The following is an 18,892-nucleotide window of genomic DNA, read 5'->3' on the forward strand; positions in this document are numbered from 1 at the left end:
CCTTAATGAGGACGTGGGTTTTTTCATGTTCATTAAATGATCAATGGCATTTCCCAATCGAGACGTGCTTGATAAGAGAACAATTGTTCTGTATAATTTTTTATACGAAAATATGTTCGCTTTTTTTTATTTTCAAAAAAACTTTTCTCTATACGAACTAGAGGTGAAGGAGGTCATTTATGTGGAGGATTCCATTAAAAAGAGAAAACAGTCTGTCCGACTAATGATTGAACGATTCCTAAAAGATGATGACCATAAGCAGCTTTTTCTTACGGCTCAACGATACCCTACTCCAATGAATCGTCAAGCTTTGGATGACGCGTTTCGTCACTTTTTCACTAGAATGAAAACCGTTCAATATATTAGTAAGTTAATTAAAGGCTATTCCGTCGATTTTGATAAACGAATAAGAAACCAACCACTTGTTCTTTCTTTAGATGATGATGGAAAAACTGAAGATTCCACTTCATTCCTGCAAATGATACAAGCTGGGGATGTCTTGACGGATGTGGAAAAGCACATCGATGAAGAAGGATCTATTACAGAGCTATTTACGAACAAGCAAATGACTAAAGCGTTTACGACGCTTAAAAACTTTCAGCAATCGATTCTGATTTACTCCTATTTTTACGGCTATCAAAATAAAGAAATTGCGCTTATTCTTGATATGTCCGAGCAACGAATTTCGTATAACAAAAAAAGGGCGCTTGCCCTCTTAAAATCAAAGATTCCCACGATTCCTAAGGAGGAATGAAGCATGTCCATACACTATGAAATGATACTTAAAGAGTTTCATCCGAAAATTAAAAAAAGCCTCTACCAAACGGCACCACCGAATCGAGAGGATTTAGAGCAAGAGATTAAAATGAAAATTTTTGAGAAAATGGACGTCATTCAAAATATTGATGCTCCTGGTTACTATGATTTTGTTAGCGGCCATGAGGATGTTGCAGAGAGCCTCGGAATCTATCTAATCAATCATCGAAAATGAGAGTAAAGCGCTTGAATCGCTAGAACGTGTGGCAAAACCATTTAAAGGATACGACTAGCGATTCATTGTGCTTATTCTTTTACAGACCCTAGTACAATCCCCTTCACAAAATATTTTTGTAAAAAGGGATAAACCAAAATAATCGGTAAAGCCCCAATAAAGATTTGCGCAGAACGAACGGTTCGTTCTGATAAAGCACGTACTTCATCCGGATTTACGTTAATTTGAGAGAAATCGTTTTGAACAATAATGGTTTGTAAAAAGGTCGACAACGGATATTTAGTCGTATCTGTTAAATAAATCAACCCATCAAACCACGAATTCCATTGACCCACCATTGTGAAGAGACCTACTGTAGCTAAAGCAGGTAATGAAATGGGCAAATAAATTTTAAACAAGATTCTAAAATGACCCGCTCCATCTATTAACGCGGCTTCTTCTAGTGATTTCGGAACACCGGTCCGGAAGAAGTTTAATAGTAAAATCATATTAAATACATTAACGGCACCTGGCAGAACGAGCGCCCAAATCGTATTAATCATACCAAGGTTTTGAATCAAAATATAAGTGGGAATCAATCCCCCGTTAAAAAGCATGATGAAAATTAAAGAATACACATACCATTTTCTCCCGCGAAACTCATGGTCTTCTTTAGATAGTGCATACGCAGCAAGCGTCACAACGGCTAAGCTAATAAACGTTCCTAACACGGTTCGAAATACGCCATTCCAAAGCGCACGTAAGAAATTTGCGTTTCCAAGGGTTTGCTCCCAAGCTGCAAACGTAAAGTCGATTGGAAGAAATCGAACTAAATTTGCATTTGCCGGGGCTGACGCACTAAACGAGACAGCAAGAATGTGGACGAGCGGCAAGATACAAATAATTCCTAACGCCAGTAGAAAGATGTTGTTGCACACGGAGAAAATTTTATATGAACGACTGCGATGGTGCATGGCCACCCCTCCTAAAAGATCCGATAATTTGCATATTTGTAAGCCAGACGATAACCAGTAACAATAAGAATAAAGGCAATAACCGATTTAAATGCGCCGACCGCCGTAGCATAACTGAAGTTTCCTCCAAGAAGTCCTTGTCGGTACACATATGTATCAATGATATCTCCTTTGTCATAGACGAGTGGATTGTAGAGGTTAAAGATTTGGTCAAAACCTGCATTAAGAATATTTCCAAGTGCTAACGTCGCTACGACAATGGTTATCGGTAATAAGCTTGGAAGTGTAATATAAAGCACTTGTTGAAAACGATTCGCGCCGTCTACAATGGCAGCTTCATATAAACTTGGATTAATACCTGCAAGCGCCGCTAAAAAAATAATCGCTGAAAAGCCAAAATCCTTCCAAACATCGGACGCAATCACCGTCACCCTAAACCAATCACTATCTCCTAAAAAGAAGATTGGGTCCATTCCTAAAAAGCCAATAAATTGGTTTACTAGACCGCCATCAACAGATAGAAGATCTAGTAAAATCCCACCTAAAATCACCCAAGATAGAAAATGCGGTAAATAGACAAGTGTTTGGATCGATCGTTTATAAGCCATAATTCGTACTTCATTTAACAACAGCGCAAATAAAATTGGCACGACGAGCTGAAAGATGATTTTGAATGTCGAAATCACAAGTGTGTTCCAAATCACCTGCCGCCCTTCTTGAAACTCAAAAATGCGAATAAAGTTATCAAATCCAACCCACTGTGAACCTAAGAACCCTTCCCATGGTTTAAAATCTTGAAAAGCCATGACAATGCCTGCAAGTGGAATGTAGTTGAAGATGATTGCAAAGATAATGGCTGGTAAGACAAGTACATGAAGCGGCCAATTGCGCTTCATATTCCAAGCCTGTTTTTTCTTTTTAGGTACTTGGACAATTGTTTCACTCTTTGGTTGAGCCACCTTTCTTCCCCCTTAGCGTTTTCTAAATTCATGTGGTGTTTGATTGAATTCTTTTTTGAATACACGAATAAAATAAGATGCATTTTGGTAGCCAAGTTCTTTTGAAATGACACTTACTTTCAAGTTAGTGTCAGCCAATAACGAAACGGCTCGGTTCATTCGTAATCGATGGATATAGTCTGTAAATGTTTCGCCAGTTTCTTCTTTAAACCGTTTGGATACATAAGCTGGATTTAGATATAATTCGTTAGCAACGTCTTGTAATGTCGGCTGATTCAAAAATGATGAGTGAATATACTCTTTGACTTTTATTGCCAACCTTTCATCATGGCTCACTTCTTCAATAAGTTCGTTATCATTCCTAGTTAGCATGCGTTTTGCTTGCTTCCAAAACAGAACAGGTTCTCCGATTATGATCGTAACCCCTTGATAGAATTCTTTCTTTAATGCTTTTCTTAGAGATGAAATATCCCGGTGCACATTCACTTCAAACTCAAGCGGTTCCCAGTCATGTATTGGATAAAGTACATACATATTTGATGGATCGTGCTGTAATAAAATATACGAGGAGGTTAATTCCTGTTGAATTCGCTTATGCAACTGATCTTCATCTTGTTTTTGATGATCTTGGAACACCGTAATCGGTATCGCTCTTACATCTTCTCGGTTGTTAATTTCATAATGTTGAAGTTCAATTTTTAATGCTTCATCACTTTTGTCACCTGTAAGCCAAGGCTGAAAAATTGATTCACTGATGTGAGTAAGATGCGTTTTAATGGTTTCTACAGATTTCTCTTGCACATACTGCTCCTTTTTCTCCTTCATTCTTTCCAACAATGCTTGCTGAACAGCCTTTATTAAGTCCTCATCATGTACTGGTTTTAATAAATAATCGATTGCTCTCGCTTTGATCGCCGCTTGTGCATAGTTAAATTCAGAATAGCCAGATAGTAGAATACATTTCGGCTGTTGCTCCCACTGCCGTTCATTCATCTCTTGAATCAAGTCAATTCCTGATCTTCCGGGCATGCGAATATCGGTTACAATGACATCAATTGAACATGCAGAAACAATGTCAAACGCTTTTTTAACAGAAGTGGCACAGTGAACGCGGCTGATTTGCAATTGTTCCCAATGTAAACTAGCTAATCCTTGTAGCGTCGCTTCTTCGTCGTCAACAATTAACAATTCGTACACGACTTCGCCTCCTTTTGATCATCTATTTCACAAACAATCGTCACTTTTAATCCCCCTAACAAAGACTGTTCCAACTTCAGTCCAGACTCCATTCCAAATCGATGTCGCAACCGCTGATGGACGTTTCGCAATCCATAATGATTTGTTAAATCCTGCTCAGCATATAGAAATGAATTTAGTGAAGAAATACGTTCTTGCGTCAAATCCTGACCATTATCTTCAACAACAACAAGCCATCCGTCTGGCTGCATGTGTCCAGAAATCGTAATGATTGCCTCATTTTCTAAATTTGCAACACCATGAACGATGGCGTTCTCAACAATTGGTTGAATCAACAATCGTGGTATAAGAGCACGTTGACACGCTTCTGAAACAGCTATTGAATAAGTGAGATTCCTTTTTCGTAAAGCGTGAATAGCTAAAAAATTATTAACCAACTTTAACTCCTCTTTAATTGTTGTCTCCTCTTGCTCAAGTTCTGTTCTATAGCGAAAGTAGTCTCCTAAATGAAGAGACATTGCCTCAACTGCATCGGTATTGTTCACTTTAGCCATATTTTTTATATAAAAGAGACAGTTGTATAAAAAGCGGGGATCGATTTGAGCCTGCAATAGCTTTAAGCTCGCTTGTTGCGAACGAATTTTTTCTTCGTACACCTCTTCTATTAATGTTTGAATCTGATCCGCCATTTCATTAAATCCGCTCATTGCAATGGCAAACTCCTTTTGGTCAGGTACAGCCATTCGCGTCTGATAGTGACCTCTTTTAAATTGCAAAATTGCATCTTTTAACTTATCAATTGGTCGATGAATTTGCGTATATAATAGCCAAGCTGACATAACCCCTAATAAAAGCAATACGCCTCCCGTTACGTAAAACCAAACACGAGTTGTTGCGATAGGACTGAGGACTTCCTCTAAAGGAACAAGATCAACAAGTACCCAATCTAAGCTGTCCGAAGCAATGTAGGATAATGTATAATCCTCTTCATTCCATTCAAATCGGTATGTACCTTTTGACGCTTCATGCATTTGTAACGTGAACGCTTCACTTAGTGGCCCATCGTTGGTGGCGCCTGCAGGTTTAATCGGTTCAAAATCAGGGTGATACAAAAACGAATACCCATCATTCGTTAGCTCTAAGTCTTTTAGCTGGTGTTCTACGGCTTCGCTATAAATTCGAGCTTCCACGATAACCGATTGACCGTTTTCGCCTTCATAAACCGAGTCTGTCACATGTTGAACAAAGTAAGGACGATCCGCATCATTGCCTTGGCCATCTGCAACGTAGCGCCATGACCGTGACAATGTTTCTGGTCTTTCAGGCGAAGCACTCATTGTGGAAAGTTGCCTCTCCCCATCAGGAAAAAAGATCGTCACATCAACTAAAAATGTACTTAACTGCTGGTAAAGCAAAAGGGTTTGCTGGATATCTTGCTGAAGTTCTATCGCTTCATAAGGACTTAATAAATCAATCGTTCGCAATCGACTCGTGTCTTGATCAATACTTAACGCAACAAGAAATTGTGAGACTTGCCATAAATCAGCTTCAATTCGATTCATTGATACGTCCAATCGGTTTAAGTTTCGTGTATCAATTTCTTCACGAACAACTCGCTCACTAACTAGATTTGAATACGTATAAAGTGCAACGACTGGCACAAGTAAAAGAATCATGCTGACGACCATTTTGTGAAATAAACTTAGTTGTTTAAACATAACGCTCCTCCCTCTTAAGCGTTATTTTAATCGATAAAAGAGGAAGATGGGACACTTAACTCAAGAAAAAGACAGCGCTTACTTCTTACGCTGCCTTCTATATGAATTAGTTTGCATTCACGACCTCAAACCATTCATTCACTTCTGCGACTACATCATCGCCACCTTGATTTTTCCATTGTTCAATCAGGCTATCAAATTCATCAATGGACGTTTCGCCATAAATCATTTTATTGAACCCTTCGCTAAGCAATGTATCTAAAGCATCACCACGGCTGACCATCGTTTCTGTTGGTCTCCCTGTAAACATACTAGGAATTTGAGCGTCTGCACTATCAACAACAATTCGAGCGCCTTCCCATGCTTCTTCTGGATACTGCAAATGTACTTTTCGTTCAAATGGTGTTTCTGGTTCATCGCCTCTTGCAAAATCAGCTAATGCATTAATGTACAGGCTAGGAATGCGGGCACCATCGTAGGTTAACGTATATTTAACTGGGTCGATTCGTCCACCAGGAATATCTGCGTCCGCATATTTTACCTCTCCATCTTCTAATACATAGTCGTATCCTTCTGCAAATCCATACTCAAATTCGCTTCCTTCATCTGGATTTGCGAAATGTTCAAATAAATAATTTTGATAGACAAAGAAGGCTTGAATCTCGTCTTCTGTTGCATTTTCATTGAACATAACGGCTCCGTTTTGTGACGTAATCCCTGTTGAGCGTCCTTTGTGTCCGTCCGGACCTGTCGGGATATCATACGCTTTGTACTCTGCTCCTTCTACATTTTCCAGTAGTTCCGCTAACGGCCAGTCTGGCATCCAGTGTGGGCCAGCAATGATTCCGGCACGACCAGCAGTAAACAATTCGGCTGCTTTGCCTTCATCCCAAAGGCCAGATTCAGGGTGCATATACCCTTCATCCATCCAGTGCTTAAGGGTTTCTAAGCCCTCTTTAATTTCTGGCTGAATGTCTCCATTTTCAAGCGTTCCATCATCAGCTAGATTATATTGATTCGGCATGCCTCCATGGGCACCAAAAACCCAGTCTACCGTCGACATCCACGTATTAAGCTGATTGGCAAAACCAGCAGCTAATCCATAAACTTGCTCGCCTGTTCCCGTAGGGTCACCGTTTACAAATGCATCCATGATCGCTTCTACATCGTCTAATGTATCAGGCGCTTCTAAATCGAGTTCATCCATCCAATCTTGTCGAATGAACAAAACTGTATCACCATTCATTTCATAATCTAAAATTGGAATCGCAAACCTTCCTTCTTCCCGGGTGTAAGGGTCCCATGCATGGGGATCTGCGTCCATTGCTTCTTTCCATGTTGGTGATGCATATTTATCAAAAATATCGCCAACTTCCATCACACGACCTGAATCAATCAAATCCTGGGTTAAATGACTCCGTAGAGCTAAAATCGACGGTAAGTCTTGATTCGAAGACATTTCGAGCTGCAATTTGGTTTCAAATGTTTCACCAGGTCCACTTGTCGTCCACATATAATTTAAATCAACATTAAATGTATCTTTTACCCATTCCGTGTGCACATTGTCTTCAATCGTTTCACCTTCTCGGAAAAAAATATCGCCCGAAACATGTTTAATTAAATCCAATGTCACAGGTTCTTCAAAACGCTCTGGCAATTCTTCCGCCGAAGCCACCGCGTCAACCGTGCTCTCTTTTTCGTTGGAATTGTCACTACAAGCAGAAAGCGCTACAACAGCCACACTAGATAAGACAATCGCATGATATCTTTTCAAACTTGCTCCCCCTCTATTTCATCTATTCGTATCAATACACTTAACGAAAAAACTCTTGTAAGCCTTTTCATTTTTACTATATCGTGTTTTTCAGCGTTTTAATATAACACTTCTTTTAGATTTATATCACTTTCTTTACGTATCGAGAGGAAAATGTAGTCAAACGCAAAAAAGGCCGTTATTCGACCTTTTTCACTTCAATGACGACTGCTTTACTTATTTTTTTGAAGCCTATGTCTTGGTAAATATGATTCGAAGTTGGGTTCGCTAAATCCGTATAAAGAAGAATCGTAGTAAACCCTTCTTCTCTACATTGTTGGCAAAGAGCGGCTACACAACTAGATGCATAGCCCCTTCTTCGCAAGTGTTCAGGAGTATACACAAGATTAATCGTTACCGTTTTCTCAATTTTACGGGTTGCGTTCGCCATTGCCACGCACTCGCCATCTACAACGAATAGATGAAGACCACCTTTTTCAAATTGAATTCGAGCACTCGTATACGCTTCTTCTAACGTTTGTCTCGCTTCTGAAAGGTTTGTTTCTTTATCAAATGCGTAAATCCACTGCGCTACCGTTTCCGTATCCATTCGCGTCATTTTTCGTAACGTCCCCGAATAAGTAGGGTTAAACATCGTCAAATCTAATGAATAAAGCTGTTGGTCCATCGTAATGACTGGTTTTGTGCTTCGTATTGCCGCCAATGCATTTGTAATCATTTGAGTCGGTTCTTTCTTGCCGACAAAGCGTGTAACTGGGTACGCACTCAACATACGAGCAAACACATTTGCCGCTTCTTCTTTTAGTGGCTTAGAGAAAGCTAACACAACTTGTTCAGGAATTGTTTGTAAACAAAAACCAATTGGCTCCTCTTTTACTGTTAAACAACCCATTAAATAGGGACGATGTTTTGCACGAAGCGCTTGCTTCAAAATACCAAGAAATAAACTATTCTCACTGAGGTTATGCGATAAAACCTCAGTGCTCATTTCGTAAAAAGCATCTACGTCTTTGATTGGGTTCGCTTCCATGCTATCCCCCCTAAGGTTACGATTGTCTCTCTTCTACAAGCTCTACAATTTTTGCGATCACGTGAACCGCTTTTTCCATGTCGTCCACAGAAATGTATTCGTAGCGACCGTGATAATTTTGTCCACCTGTGAAAATATTTGGTGTAGGTAAGCCTTTATAAGAAAGCTGTGATCCATCTGTTCCGCCTCGGATCGGCCCTACAATCGGTTCAATTTCACAAGCTTTCATTGCATCAAGTGCCACATCTACAATTTCTGGCTTCGGTTCGATTTTTTCACGCATATTGTAATACTGATCTCTCATTTCTAACGAGACATTTTCTTCGCCATGCTTCCCTTGCATCTGTCTAACAATCGCTTCCATCTTCGCTTTGCGACTCGCAAAATCTTTTCGATCAAAATCGCGAATGATGTAGTGCAATTCGGCGTAATCCGTATCCCCATTCATCGATAAGAGATGATAAAAGCCTTCATACCCTTCCGTAAACTCCGGTGCTTCATCTGCAGGTAATTGATCATGAAACTCCATTGCTCGCTTCATCGCATTAACCATTTTATTTTTTGCGGTTCCAGGATGCGTACTTACGCCTTGAAAACTTACTTTTGCAGCTGCTGCATTAAAGCTTTCAAATTGAAATTCGCCTAGCGGACCACCATCTAATGTGTAAGCAAAATCGGCATGAAATGCTTCAACATCAAAGTGATGAGGTCCTCTGCCAATCTCTTCGTCAGGCGTGAACGCAACGCGAATCTTCCCATGTTTTATTGAAGGAGTATCGATTAAATATTCCATCGCCGTCATAATTTCAGCAATGCCTGCTTTGTCATCAGCACCCAGTAAAGTCGTCCCGTCCGTAGTGATAAGCGTATGACCGACGTACTTTTTCAGCTCTGGAAATTGACTCGGAGACAGCGTCACACTTTCGTTTAATGGGATATCGTTGCCGTCATACTGTTCATGGACAAGTGGATTAACTCCTTTGCCTGTAAAATCTGTTGCCGTATCGACGTGGGCAAGAAAACCAATTGTTGGTACATCTTTGTCTGTGTTCGCTTCAAGGGTTGCCATTACATAACCGTTGTCATCCATCTCGACATCCGTCATGCCTATCTCGACCAATTCGTCCACAAGCACTTGTCCGAGTTCAAGCTGTCCTTTAGTAGTTGGAACCACACTACTCGCTTCTGAAGATTGTGTATCTATTTTCGCATAACGTGTTAAACGATCAATTAATTTCTGCTTCATTTTTTAACTTCCTTTCAAGCTTTTCTCCTATTATAGCAAATTCCATTTTATACGTAGATTGTTTTTACTTGAGGCACTTTCATAATTCGAGTTAGATGCGCAAATGGCGTTCAATCTATTTAAATTGAACTTCATTCACTTGGCACGTAACGAGCGAGTTATTTTTTGAAAAGACTTGCTTTTTATTGTCAAAATTCTTATACTACTAAGAACTATACAAGAAGCACTGATGAGGACATGACGTTCCGTTCCACTTTTTACTAGAGAAAAAAGGGCTTAGGCTGGAACCCTTTTAAAAAAGACGTGTCGTTACCACCTCTGAGCTAGCATAGGGAAAATCTATGCTCGGTCTAACCGTTATCGATTGAAGTGTGCAAAGATTAATTTTGCAAATGTAGGGTGGAACCGCGACCACATTCGTCCCTTAAGAGGGATGAGTGTGGTCTTTTTTATACGAAAAAGCGTGAATGAGGACATGTGATAAAAGGAAGAATGCGTTACAGAGAACAAGGCATGAGCTGAGAGCCTTGTCGCCAGCCTTTTAGCATACCACCTTGGAGCTGGTATAGGGAAAATCTATATCCGGGAGACCGTTATCGTAATAAAGACAATTGCATGCGCAATTAATTGAGGGTGGAACCGCGACCACATCGTCCCTTTTGTATAGGGATGATGTGGTCTTTTTTATTTAGAATCATAAGGAGGAACAAACATGAATGCACACAAATCACATCAAGACATCGCAAAAGAAATGGATCTATTTGTCACAGTAGAAGAAGCTCCTGGGATGCCCTTCTTCTTACCAAATGGCATGGTGATCCGTAATGAATTGGAGCAATTTTGGAAAGACCTTCATGCTAAAAATGGGTACGAAGAGGTCAAAACACCCCTGTTATTAAAGCAACACTTATGGGAACAGTCAGGGCATTGGGCTCATTATAAAGACAATATGTATTTTTCTGAAGTTGATGGCCAAGCATATGCAATTAAACCTATGAGTTGTCCTGGCGCATTGCTTATTTATAACCAAAAACGAAGAAGTTCTAGTGACCTACCGATTCGTTATGCTGAGCTTGGTCACGTACATCGCTATGAAAAATCGGGGTCTTTAAACGGCTTACTTCGTGTTCGCTCCATTACACAGGACGATGCGCATATCTTCGTTCATAAAAATCAAATCGAAGCCGAACTCATTCGCATTCTTGACCTTGTTCATCAAGTGTATAAGACATTTGGGTTTGACTATCGTGTTGAGCTATCCACTAAACCTGAAAAAGCAATGGGAGACGCGAATCAGTGGGATCATGCGGAAGCTGTTCTCAAAAGCGTTTTAGATAAACAAAGGATTCCGTACGTCATCAATGAAGGCGATGGTGCTTTTTATGGTCCGAAAATCGATTTTCATATTACGGATTCGAGAAGCCGGAGTTGGCAATGTGGAACGATTCAATTAGATTTCCAAATGCCAGAGAAATTTGGCTGTCTCTTTAGCAATGATCAACAACAACTCGAGCACCCTATTCTTATTCATCGCGCGATTTACGGTTCCGTTGAGCGCTTTATGGCGATTTTAATTGAGCATTATGAAGGACGGTTTCCATTCTGGCTTGCACCTGTCCAAGTCGAAATATTACCGATTCATGAATCACAACATGAATATGGAGCAACAGTTTTAACTCGATTGAAGGAAAACGGCATCCGAGTACGGCTAAACGTAAAAAAGCAATCGTTTGGAGCCAAGATCCGGGCATCACGCATGAATAAAACACCCTATCGAATCATCATTGGAAAAGAAGAGATGGACCAACAAAAAGTAACGTTGCAAGACCGAGATGGTGAGCAACGATCTCTACCACTAGAGGATTTGCTACCTGCATTGCGGCAAGAGTGAAGGAGAAAAAAGACGAGCAACCTCAGCTCGTCTCTCTTATCCGCCCATCTTCTAAATGGATGACCCGATCACAATGGTCAAACATGCGTTGGTCGTGGGTAATCATAATAGCTGCTTTCCCCTTTTCCTTTACTTCAGTCGAAAGCGTTTGGACAACTTCTTCTGCTCGCTTTGCATCAAGGCTAGCTGTCGGTTCATCCGCCAAAATAAACGCTGGATCATTCATCCATGCCCGTGCGATTGCCACGCGCTGCTTTTCTCCTCCTGATAGCTGTATCGGGTATTGCTTCAAACGGTGGCTTAAGCCTAAACCATCAAGAAGAGAACGAGCTCGTCTTTTTGCCTTCGTTTTATCCATTTTCGCTAATTTGGCTACATACAATAATTGGTCTTCTACTTTTAAAAAAGGAATAAGGTGTGCAGATTGAAAGATAAATCCAATTTGAGTCAACCTTACGAAACTGCGCTCTTGCTCACTAAGTTTCGTGAGGGAGCGACCATTTATTGTCATCTCTCCACTACTTGGAGAAAGAAGGGCACCAGCAATGGAGAGCATTGTACTTTTTCCAGAACCTGATGGACCGGTTATACAGATGAGTTCTCCAGCATTCACTTCTAAAGAGATGTCTTTTAATACTTCCACTTTTCCGTCGCCTTCACCAAACGATCGTGTAATGCCATTAAATTCTATCATTGTTCTCATTCTTGTCCTCCTCCAATCGCTTTTAACGGATCGATCTTCATCACTTTTACAATCGACAGAAGAGATCCGATCATGGCAACACCAAAGAACAACAGAGCAAGCATTCCAATTAATTCAACATCTAAGTGAAATGGTAAACCTTGCGGTAAAAGACTGCCTACAAGTAATGTTACGCTTATGCCTAGACCAACACTTATAAAGGATAGAACAATGACCTGAAGAAAGACGGCCGTTGCGAGTTGGCTTGATTTCGCTCCAATGGCTTTTAAAATCCCGAACTGCGTCAGTTTTTGAATGGTAATCACATAGAAAAACGCTGCTAACACAAATGCCGAGATAATAAAGAGAAACACAATCATCATGGTGAGGGATCCTTGTTCCGCACTATAGCCAGGAATACCTGATAGGACATCGTCATGCGTAACGACTTCAGCTGATTCTAACTGGCTCGTTAAATCTTCCGCTTCCTCACCAGATGTTGTCGGCAAGATATAGGCACTCACTGTGAAAGCATCGTCCCTTCCCATTTCAATCCAATCCTCTTCCGAAACATGTAGAATAGGGGAGTGACCAAAACGTTGGTTTTCTGAGAATCCTGTTATCACAAATGTCATGTTACTACCAGAGTCAATGACAGTTGAACCGATTTCAAACCCTTCTTCTTTCAACGATTCATCTGCAACAAGTTCCCCAGCTTCTGTCGGCTGGTTTCCTTCTATGACGTCAGGAAGCCACACACTTCCCTCGGAAAAAGACATGAAAGCAATATCCGCTAATGCATCGTCACCATCTTCAATTTGAGCCATATGGATGCCAAGTTTTTCAGCATCTTCACTAAATGCTTCAATGGTTTCTTGGTCCTTGTTTTCTATAAGTGAACGGATCAATTGGTATTCGGCTTCTTCATCCACTACAAACGAATCTGTCTCCATATTCATAATGCCTGCTGCGTTATCGGCAGCAAGTCCTTGTGCTAAACCTGATACAAACAAGACTAAAAAGGAAAGCAAGAACATGATTAAGGCAACGAGCGCATAGCGGAGCCTTGCATACATCAGTTCTTTTATCGCTAAAAACATATCATCACTTCTTTCTTTGTTTGATATGCTTACCTTACTGCGCCATTATGAATGGAACATGAACACGTCTATTCCTTTTTACTTGGTATGCACACAATGAATGTTGTTCCAACGCCTTTCTCACTTGTCACATCAATTGTCCCCTCATGTCGTGTGACAATTTCATGGACAATTGCTAACCCGAGCCCATTGCTCTCTTTTTTACTCGTTCTTGAATGATCCTCTTTATAGAAGCGTTCAAAAATCTTAGGAAGAGCTTCTAATGAAATGCCTTCTCCATTATCTTCAACCTTGATGATTACATCTTGTTCTTCTTGGTAACCGCTGATACGAATGGTTCCTTCAGGTTTTGAAAATTTCACCGCATTCGTAAATAAATTTAGCCACACTTGATAAAGCAGTTGTTGATCTCCCTCTACTACAAGGGATTCAGATAGATTCATTTGTACAAATAACTCTTTCTCTCTCCACCTAAAAGCATGGGTACGAACAATATCCATCCACTGCTCGGCCACATGGCACTGATTCCTATTTAACTCTCCGTGCGCTAGAGAAGCTAACGTCAAAAGCTGCCTACTTAAACTCGATAATCGCTTACTCTCGAGTTCAATTTGTTCAATATATTGCTTCCGCTCTAGATCTGTTCGTTCTTCATGTTTTAATGCGTGCGTCATCCCTTGAATGGTCGTTAATGGCGATTGAATTTCATGCGAGACATTCGCAACAAATTCTTGCCTAAGACGCTCTTGGCGTTCAATGGCTCCTGCCATTGAAGAAAAATGACTCGCCAACTGTCCTATTTCATCTCTTCGTTTTGTCGGCAATTCCAATTCAAATTCTGCCTGCTCCATTTTTTTCGTTGCCCGTGTTAATTGTTCAATTGGTGCAACGAGATAGCGCGTTGATACAAAGACAACTAGTACACTAAATAAAAGAATAAGCACAACTAAAACTGCTAGAAAAGACCGAAACTCGCCTAACTGCTGTTCCACATTTGGACGAAGAAAAAGAGCAGCCGTTCCATCTTCAAAAGGGATTGGGACACCGACTGTATTTCTCAATTCATTATTAAAAAAACCTGTTACAAACAATTGCCCAGACGTTTCCCCAACTCCATTATACGTTTGCCCTAACATCACACGCTGAACATCGGATGCAGGTAATTGTGCTTCTCGAAACGATCCACCAAAAAATTGAGGCTCCTCCTCATCAATAAATAATGCCAATTGATAGCCAAGCTGCCCAATATGAGCAAAATAATCTTCATCTGATGTCGGGTTTTCATTTAGAAAACGCTGTACTTCTTCCGCCACTTCCGTTATTCGTTCATTGTTTTCTGGTTTAAGATAAAGTTGATAGTATACATTTGTTAAAATGAACGATAACAAGCTGCTTAAAGCCATCACACCAATGGTTGTTAGCACGACACGCACATAGAGGGATCTCAAGAATGCACCTCCAGTTTATAGCCGACACTTCTTACCGTTTGGATAGTAAAGCCTGCGTTCTTCTCTTTGAACCGACTTCGCAATCGCTTAATATGCACGTCAACGGTTCGTTCATCCCCATCAAAATCAATACCCCAAACCCGTTCAATCATTTGTTCACGTGTAAACGTACGGTTAGGGTGTGCCGCTAAGTAATGAAGTAGTTCAAATTCCTTTAGTGGCAGCATAAGTACCGATTGGTGAAGACGAATTTCATAACTTAACGTATCAATGATGACATTCCCTACTTGAATCGCTTCTTGCTGTTCTTTCTGATAACGTCTGAGTAAAGCCCGAATTCGAAACAACAGCTCTTTTGGTTCAAATGGTTTCGTGACATAATCATCCGTCCCAGCTAAAAAACCCTTTGTCTTGTCTTGTAGCTCTGACTTAGCTGTAACCATTAACACTGGGATATCATAGAATGAGCGAACTTCTTCGCACAATTCATAGCCATCCATGTTTGGCATCATGACATCAATAATGGCTAAGTCAATGGGTTGTTGCGCTAGCACCTCCAGCGCTTCTACACCATCACCGGCTTCTAAGACATCATAGTGATGTTCGGTTAAATCTTTCTTTATGAACGTACGAATCGTTTGATCATCATCAACCAGTAAAATCTTTTCGTTCATTTCTTTTCCTCCAACAAAACATACTCTCTCTTTACTATTGCCAACTCTCTCTAAAAAATCAAGTGACAGAAAAAAGCTCATCGACTTTAAAAAGTCGACAAGCTTTGCAATCGGTTGCACTATCCTTTTACTCCTGTAAGGGCAATCCCTTCAATAATTTGTCTTTGTGCAAAGAAATAAATGATGAGAACAGGCACGACTGAAATCGTTGCTCCAGCCATCAATAATGGCCACTGCGTCACGTAGAGCCCTTTAAACATTGCCAGCAACAGCGGTACCGTAAACAGTTCAGTACTACTTAAGAACGTTAATGGCTGAATAAAGTTATTCCAAATTCCAATGAAAGAGAAAATCCCGAACGCCGCAAGCGCTGGCTTAATTAATGGCAACATGATTCGTAAATAGATAAACGCTGGATTAGCGCCGTCCATAACCGCAGCTTCTTCCATTTCTTTCGGAATGCCAAGCATAAACTGCCTAAGAAGAAAGACACCAAAAGCATTAAATAGCGCGTTTGGAACAATGATTGATAGGTGCGTATTGACCCAACCTAAACTATCAAGAATTAAGTAAAGAGGGATAAGCGTTACTTGCATCGGTACCATCATCGTTGCGAGAAAAGCAATAAACAGGAATTTCGATCCTGGAAATTTTAATTTCGCGAACGCATATGCCGCCATTGAACACGTAATGATCTGGCTTACCACCACAATTGTTGAGATATAAAAGCTATTCCAATACGCTCGACCAAACGGCATGGCCGCTAAAGAATCAGTGAAATTACTCCACATCACAGGATCTGGAATAATCGTTGGCGGCACGGAAAACATCTGTTCAAATGATTTTAAACTACTGAGTCCCATCCAAATAAAGGGTCCTGCCATTACGATTGAACCAATAATGAGCGCAAGATGAAGCAAGATAGTTGATGGTCGCAGCGTTCGCTTCTTTTTCACTTGTTGTATCGGAGGTTGTGTGTTTGGTTGCGTATTATCTGCCGCCGTCTTCATAATGCACCCACTTTCTCGAAACCGTAAACTGGATTAATGTAAAGATTAAAATAATCACAAATAAAATCATTGCTGCGGAAGTACTTGTTCCAAACGAGCTTCTCGTAAAGGCTTCATCAAAAATGTGGAGGACGAGTGTGTAACTCGCGTTTCCTGGTCCCCCTTGAGTCATCACATAGGCTTGGTCAAACACTTGAAACGAACCAATGACCGTCATAATCGCTACAAAAAATGTTGTTGGTGATAGCAGTGGCATCGTAATATTTTTAAACTTTTGCCATGCCGATGCACCATCGATTTCTGCTGCTTCATAGTAACTTCTCGAAATCCCTTGTAATCCAGCTAAGAAAATGACCATATTCGTTCCAAGTCCCCACCAAATACTGAGCATCGCGATAGATGGAAGAACAAAACGACGATCGGTTAACCAGTTTGGACCTTCAACCCCAACTGCCGCTAACATTTGATTGATCAAACCGAAATCTCCATTTAAAAGCCACATCCAGATGACCGCTATCGATACGGAACTGGTGACAACCGGCATAAAGAAAAACATCCGATAGAAGTCTTTGCCCTTGACCTTATTCAACGCAAGTGCTGAAAGGAGAGCTGCTGCAATACCGCCTGGAATGACGATTAATGAATAAATGGTTGTGTTCCGCATAGCCGCACGGAAATTGCTATCTTGAAATTGAGTAATATAATTTTCTAAGCCAACAAACGTTCGTTCACCGAACCCATCCCACTGCATAAAACTAATCCCAAAAGCAAACATGAGTGGAAGCAACGAAAATAGAATCATGCCAATCATTTGTGGTGCAATAAACGCGTATCCCCACCACTTCTCTCGTTTTGTAAACAAGACGACCCCTCCTTTATAAAAGAAAGAGGAGGCAGGCTCCTCTACTTTTATTTTCTATTTACTCTACATCAAGCGCTTCTTTCGCTTTCGCTGAAGATTGTTCCAACGCTTCCGCTGCATCAATATCCCCTAGCATCATCAGCTCATAAATATCTTCCAAGTCTTCATTTAATCCAGGAGAAGTAAATTCTAGATCAATAACTCGGCCGACTCCACGGGCATCAAGCAAGTATTGTCCGTGTTCTGGACGATCTTGATTAAGCACAATTTCATCAATTCCCTCAACTGAAGGCACCGCGTTGCCTTCACCATCTAAGCGCACTTCCTGACCTTCTGTCGATGTGTAGTAGGAAATAAATTCCATTGCTTCCTCAACATGATCGGAATTTGAATTCACCGCCATGTATGCGGTTGCAATTGCTGCTGTCTCAAGCTGTTCCCCTGTATTTGAAGGAAATGGGATGTAGTCAAAATCAAGACTCGTTTCTAAGAACATCGGTGTGAGCCAGCGACCTGCTGATACAAACCCAACTTGACCTGAAATGAACATCGCTTCAATGCCTTGCCCTTCAGGCATGGTTCCAGCATACGTAAAGTTGCCTTCGTCGACCATATCATCGACAAATTCAAATGCTTCTTTCGTATTTGGATCGGAATCTGCCACAACCGAATCTGTATCTGCAAACTGGCCGCCATTCGTCCAGACCCAGTTAATCATCGCCACATGGCCGCTCTCTTGCATATAGCCATGGTTTCCAGCTTCATTTAACTGACCTGTCACTTCCGCAAAGGTATCCCAGTTCCACTCGCCATTTTCGTAATACTCTTGTGGCGATGTAATGTCATTTTCCTCTAATAGCGCTTTGTTGTAATAAAGAAGGAATGGGTTACAGTCAACCGGTAAGCCATAAATGACGCCTTCATCTCTAGAAGCCCCCCATATATCGTCCGTGAATTCATCTTCTGTTACATAAGAATCATCCGTTTCCATAAAGTCTGATAATGGTTCAATCGTTCCATTCGCCATTAAAGTCGAAATGTTCTCTGCCCCCACATAAAACACATCAGGCGCCTGACCACCTTGTAAACGAGTGGTTAAAGTTTGAAAATAGCTATCGTTTGGTAAACCAGTTAACGTTACCTCAATGTCGTCTTGCATCTCATTAAACGCATCTACTGCTCGATTGTATACGTCTAGTTCAGCTGGGTTTCCCCAAGCAGAAAATGAAAGCTGCACGACATCCCCATCACCACCAGTGCCTGAAGAACCAGAGTTACAACCTGCCATTACAGACATCGCTACCACTGATACGAACCCAATACCAAAGATTTTTTTCATTTTTTTCACTCCCCCGAT

The 18,892-nt window shown here is 40.8% G+C and carries 17 protein-coding genes and 1 other annotated feature; of the genes, 3 read left to right on the plus strand and 14 right to left on the minus strand.

The window, feature by feature from the left end:
- Positions 1–181: 181 nt before the first annotated feature.
- A complete protein-coding gene (locus ACE1TH_RS14365) occupies positions 182–754 on the plus strand; it encodes a sigma factor-like helix-turn-helix DNA-binding protein (protein ID WP_375079328.1) in 573 nt (190 codons plus the stop codon).
- A gap of 3 nt (positions 755–757) precedes the next feature.
- Complete coding sequence (locus ACE1TH_RS14370) at positions 758–991, plus strand: hypothetical protein (protein ID WP_099303669.1); 234 nt, start codon at positions 758–760, stop codon at positions 989–991.
- A gap of 71 nt (positions 992–1,062) precedes the next feature.
- On the opposite strand, the gene ACE1TH_RS14375 is transcribed toward ACE1TH_RS14370, so the two are convergent.
- From ACE1TH_RS14375 to pepT, 7 genes are all read right to left on the minus strand, one after another.
- Positions 1,063–1,944 carry a carbohydrate ABC transporter permease gene (locus tag ACE1TH_RS14375; protein ID WP_099303671.1) on the minus strand — a complete coding sequence of 294 codons (882 nt, stop codon included), beginning with the start codon at positions 1,942–1,944 and terminating at the stop codon, positions 1,063–1,065.
- Positions 1,945–1,955: 11 nt separating this feature from the next.
- On the minus strand, positions 1,956–2,879 hold the full coding sequence (locus tag ACE1TH_RS14380; RefSeq protein ID WP_375079665.1) for an ABC transporter permease: 924 nt from the start codon (positions 2,877–2,879) through the stop codon (positions 1,956–1,958).
- Between the two features lie 36 nt (positions 2,880–2,915).
- Entirely contained in the window at positions 2,916–4,100 is a 1,185-nt protein-coding gene (locus tag ACE1TH_RS14385; protein WP_375079329.1) for a response regulator, read from the minus strand.
- Positions 4,085–5,818 carry a sensor histidine kinase gene (locus ACE1TH_RS14390; RefSeq protein ID WP_375079330.1) on the minus strand — a complete coding sequence of 578 codons (1,734 nt, stop codon included), beginning with the start codon at positions 5,816–5,818 and terminating at the stop codon, positions 4,085–4,087. Before ACE1TH_RS14390 ends, ACE1TH_RS14385 begins: the two co-directional genes overlap by 16 nt.
- A 106-nt stretch (positions 5,819–5,924) precedes the next feature.
- A complete protein-coding gene (locus tag ACE1TH_RS14395; protein WP_375079331.1) occupies positions 5,925–7,592 on the minus strand; it encodes an extracellular solute-binding protein in 1,668 nt (555 codons plus the stop codon).
- A 178-nt stretch (positions 7,593–7,770) separates the two neighbouring features.
- Positions 7,771–8,622, minus strand: coding sequence for a GNAT family N-acetyltransferase (locus ACE1TH_RS14400; RefSeq protein WP_099303679.1), 852 nt, complete (start codon positions 8,620–8,622; stop codon positions 7,771–7,773).
- A 16-nt stretch (positions 8,623–8,638) separates the two neighbouring features.
- Positions 8,639–9,868 carry a peptidase T gene (gene pepT, locus ACE1TH_RS14405; protein ID WP_099303681.1) on the minus strand — a complete coding sequence of 410 codons (1,230 nt, stop codon included), beginning with the start codon at positions 9,866–9,868 and terminating at the stop codon, positions 8,639–8,641.
- A 217-nt stretch (positions 9,869–10,085) separates the two neighbouring features.
- Positions 10,086–10,296 (plus strand) — a binding site (T-box leader).
- A 284-nt stretch (positions 10,297–10,580) separates the two neighbouring features.
- On the opposite strand from pepT, the gene thrS reads away from it, so the two are divergent.
- Positions 10,581–11,759 carry a threonine--tRNA ligase gene (gene thrS, locus ACE1TH_RS14410; protein ID WP_099303683.1) on the plus strand — a complete coding sequence of 393 codons (1,179 nt, stop codon included), beginning with the start codon at positions 10,581–10,583 and terminating at the stop codon, positions 11,757–11,759.
- A gap of 22 nt (positions 11,760–11,781) precedes the next feature.
- Here thrS and ACE1TH_RS14415 read toward each other — a convergent pair whose 3' ends face one another.
- From ACE1TH_RS14415 to ACE1TH_RS14445, 7 genes are all read right to left on the minus strand, one after another.
- Positions 11,782–12,462 (minus strand): ABC transporter ATP-binding protein, encoded by a 681-nt coding sequence (locus tag ACE1TH_RS14415; RefSeq protein WP_099303685.1) that lies wholly within the window; start codon positions 12,460–12,462, stop codon positions 11,782–11,784.
- Positions 12,459–13,541 (minus strand): ABC transporter permease, encoded by a 1,083-nt coding sequence (locus ACE1TH_RS14420; RefSeq protein WP_375079332.1) that lies wholly within the window; start codon positions 13,539–13,541, stop codon positions 12,459–12,461. Before ACE1TH_RS14420 ends, ACE1TH_RS14415 begins: the two co-directional genes overlap by 4 nt.
- A 68-nt stretch (positions 13,542–13,609) precedes the next feature.
- Positions 13,610–14,989: a sensor histidine kinase gene (locus ACE1TH_RS14425; protein ID WP_099303689.1), complete on the minus strand. Its 1,380-nt coding sequence runs from the start codon at positions 14,987–14,989 to the stop codon at positions 13,610–13,612.
- A complete protein-coding gene (locus ACE1TH_RS14430; protein WP_099304249.1) occupies positions 14,986–15,663 on the minus strand; it encodes a response regulator transcription factor in 678 nt (225 codons plus the stop codon). Before ACE1TH_RS14430 ends, ACE1TH_RS14425 begins: the two co-directional genes overlap by 4 nt.
- A 119-nt stretch (positions 15,664–15,782) precedes the next feature.
- Complete coding sequence (locus ACE1TH_RS14435) at positions 15,783–16,673, minus strand: carbohydrate ABC transporter permease (protein ID WP_099303691.1); 891 nt, start codon at positions 16,671–16,673, stop codon at positions 15,783–15,785.
- Entirely contained in the window at positions 16,654–17,535 is an 882-nt protein-coding gene (locus tag ACE1TH_RS14440; protein ID WP_373454108.1) for a carbohydrate ABC transporter permease, read from the minus strand. Before ACE1TH_RS14440 ends, ACE1TH_RS14435 begins: the two co-directional genes overlap by 20 nt.
- 58 nt (positions 17,536–17,593) lie before the next feature.
- Positions 17,594–18,874 (minus strand): ABC transporter substrate-binding protein, encoded by a 1,281-nt coding sequence (locus ACE1TH_RS14445; RefSeq protein WP_375079333.1) that lies wholly within the window; start codon positions 18,872–18,874, stop codon positions 17,594–17,596.
- Positions 18,875–18,892: the final 18 nt, after the last annotated feature.

Source organism: Shouchella sp. JSM 1781072 (assembly GCF_041949915.1).
Taxonomy (GTDB): domain Bacteria; phylum Bacillota; class Bacilli; order Bacillales; family Bacillaceae_D; genus Shouchella.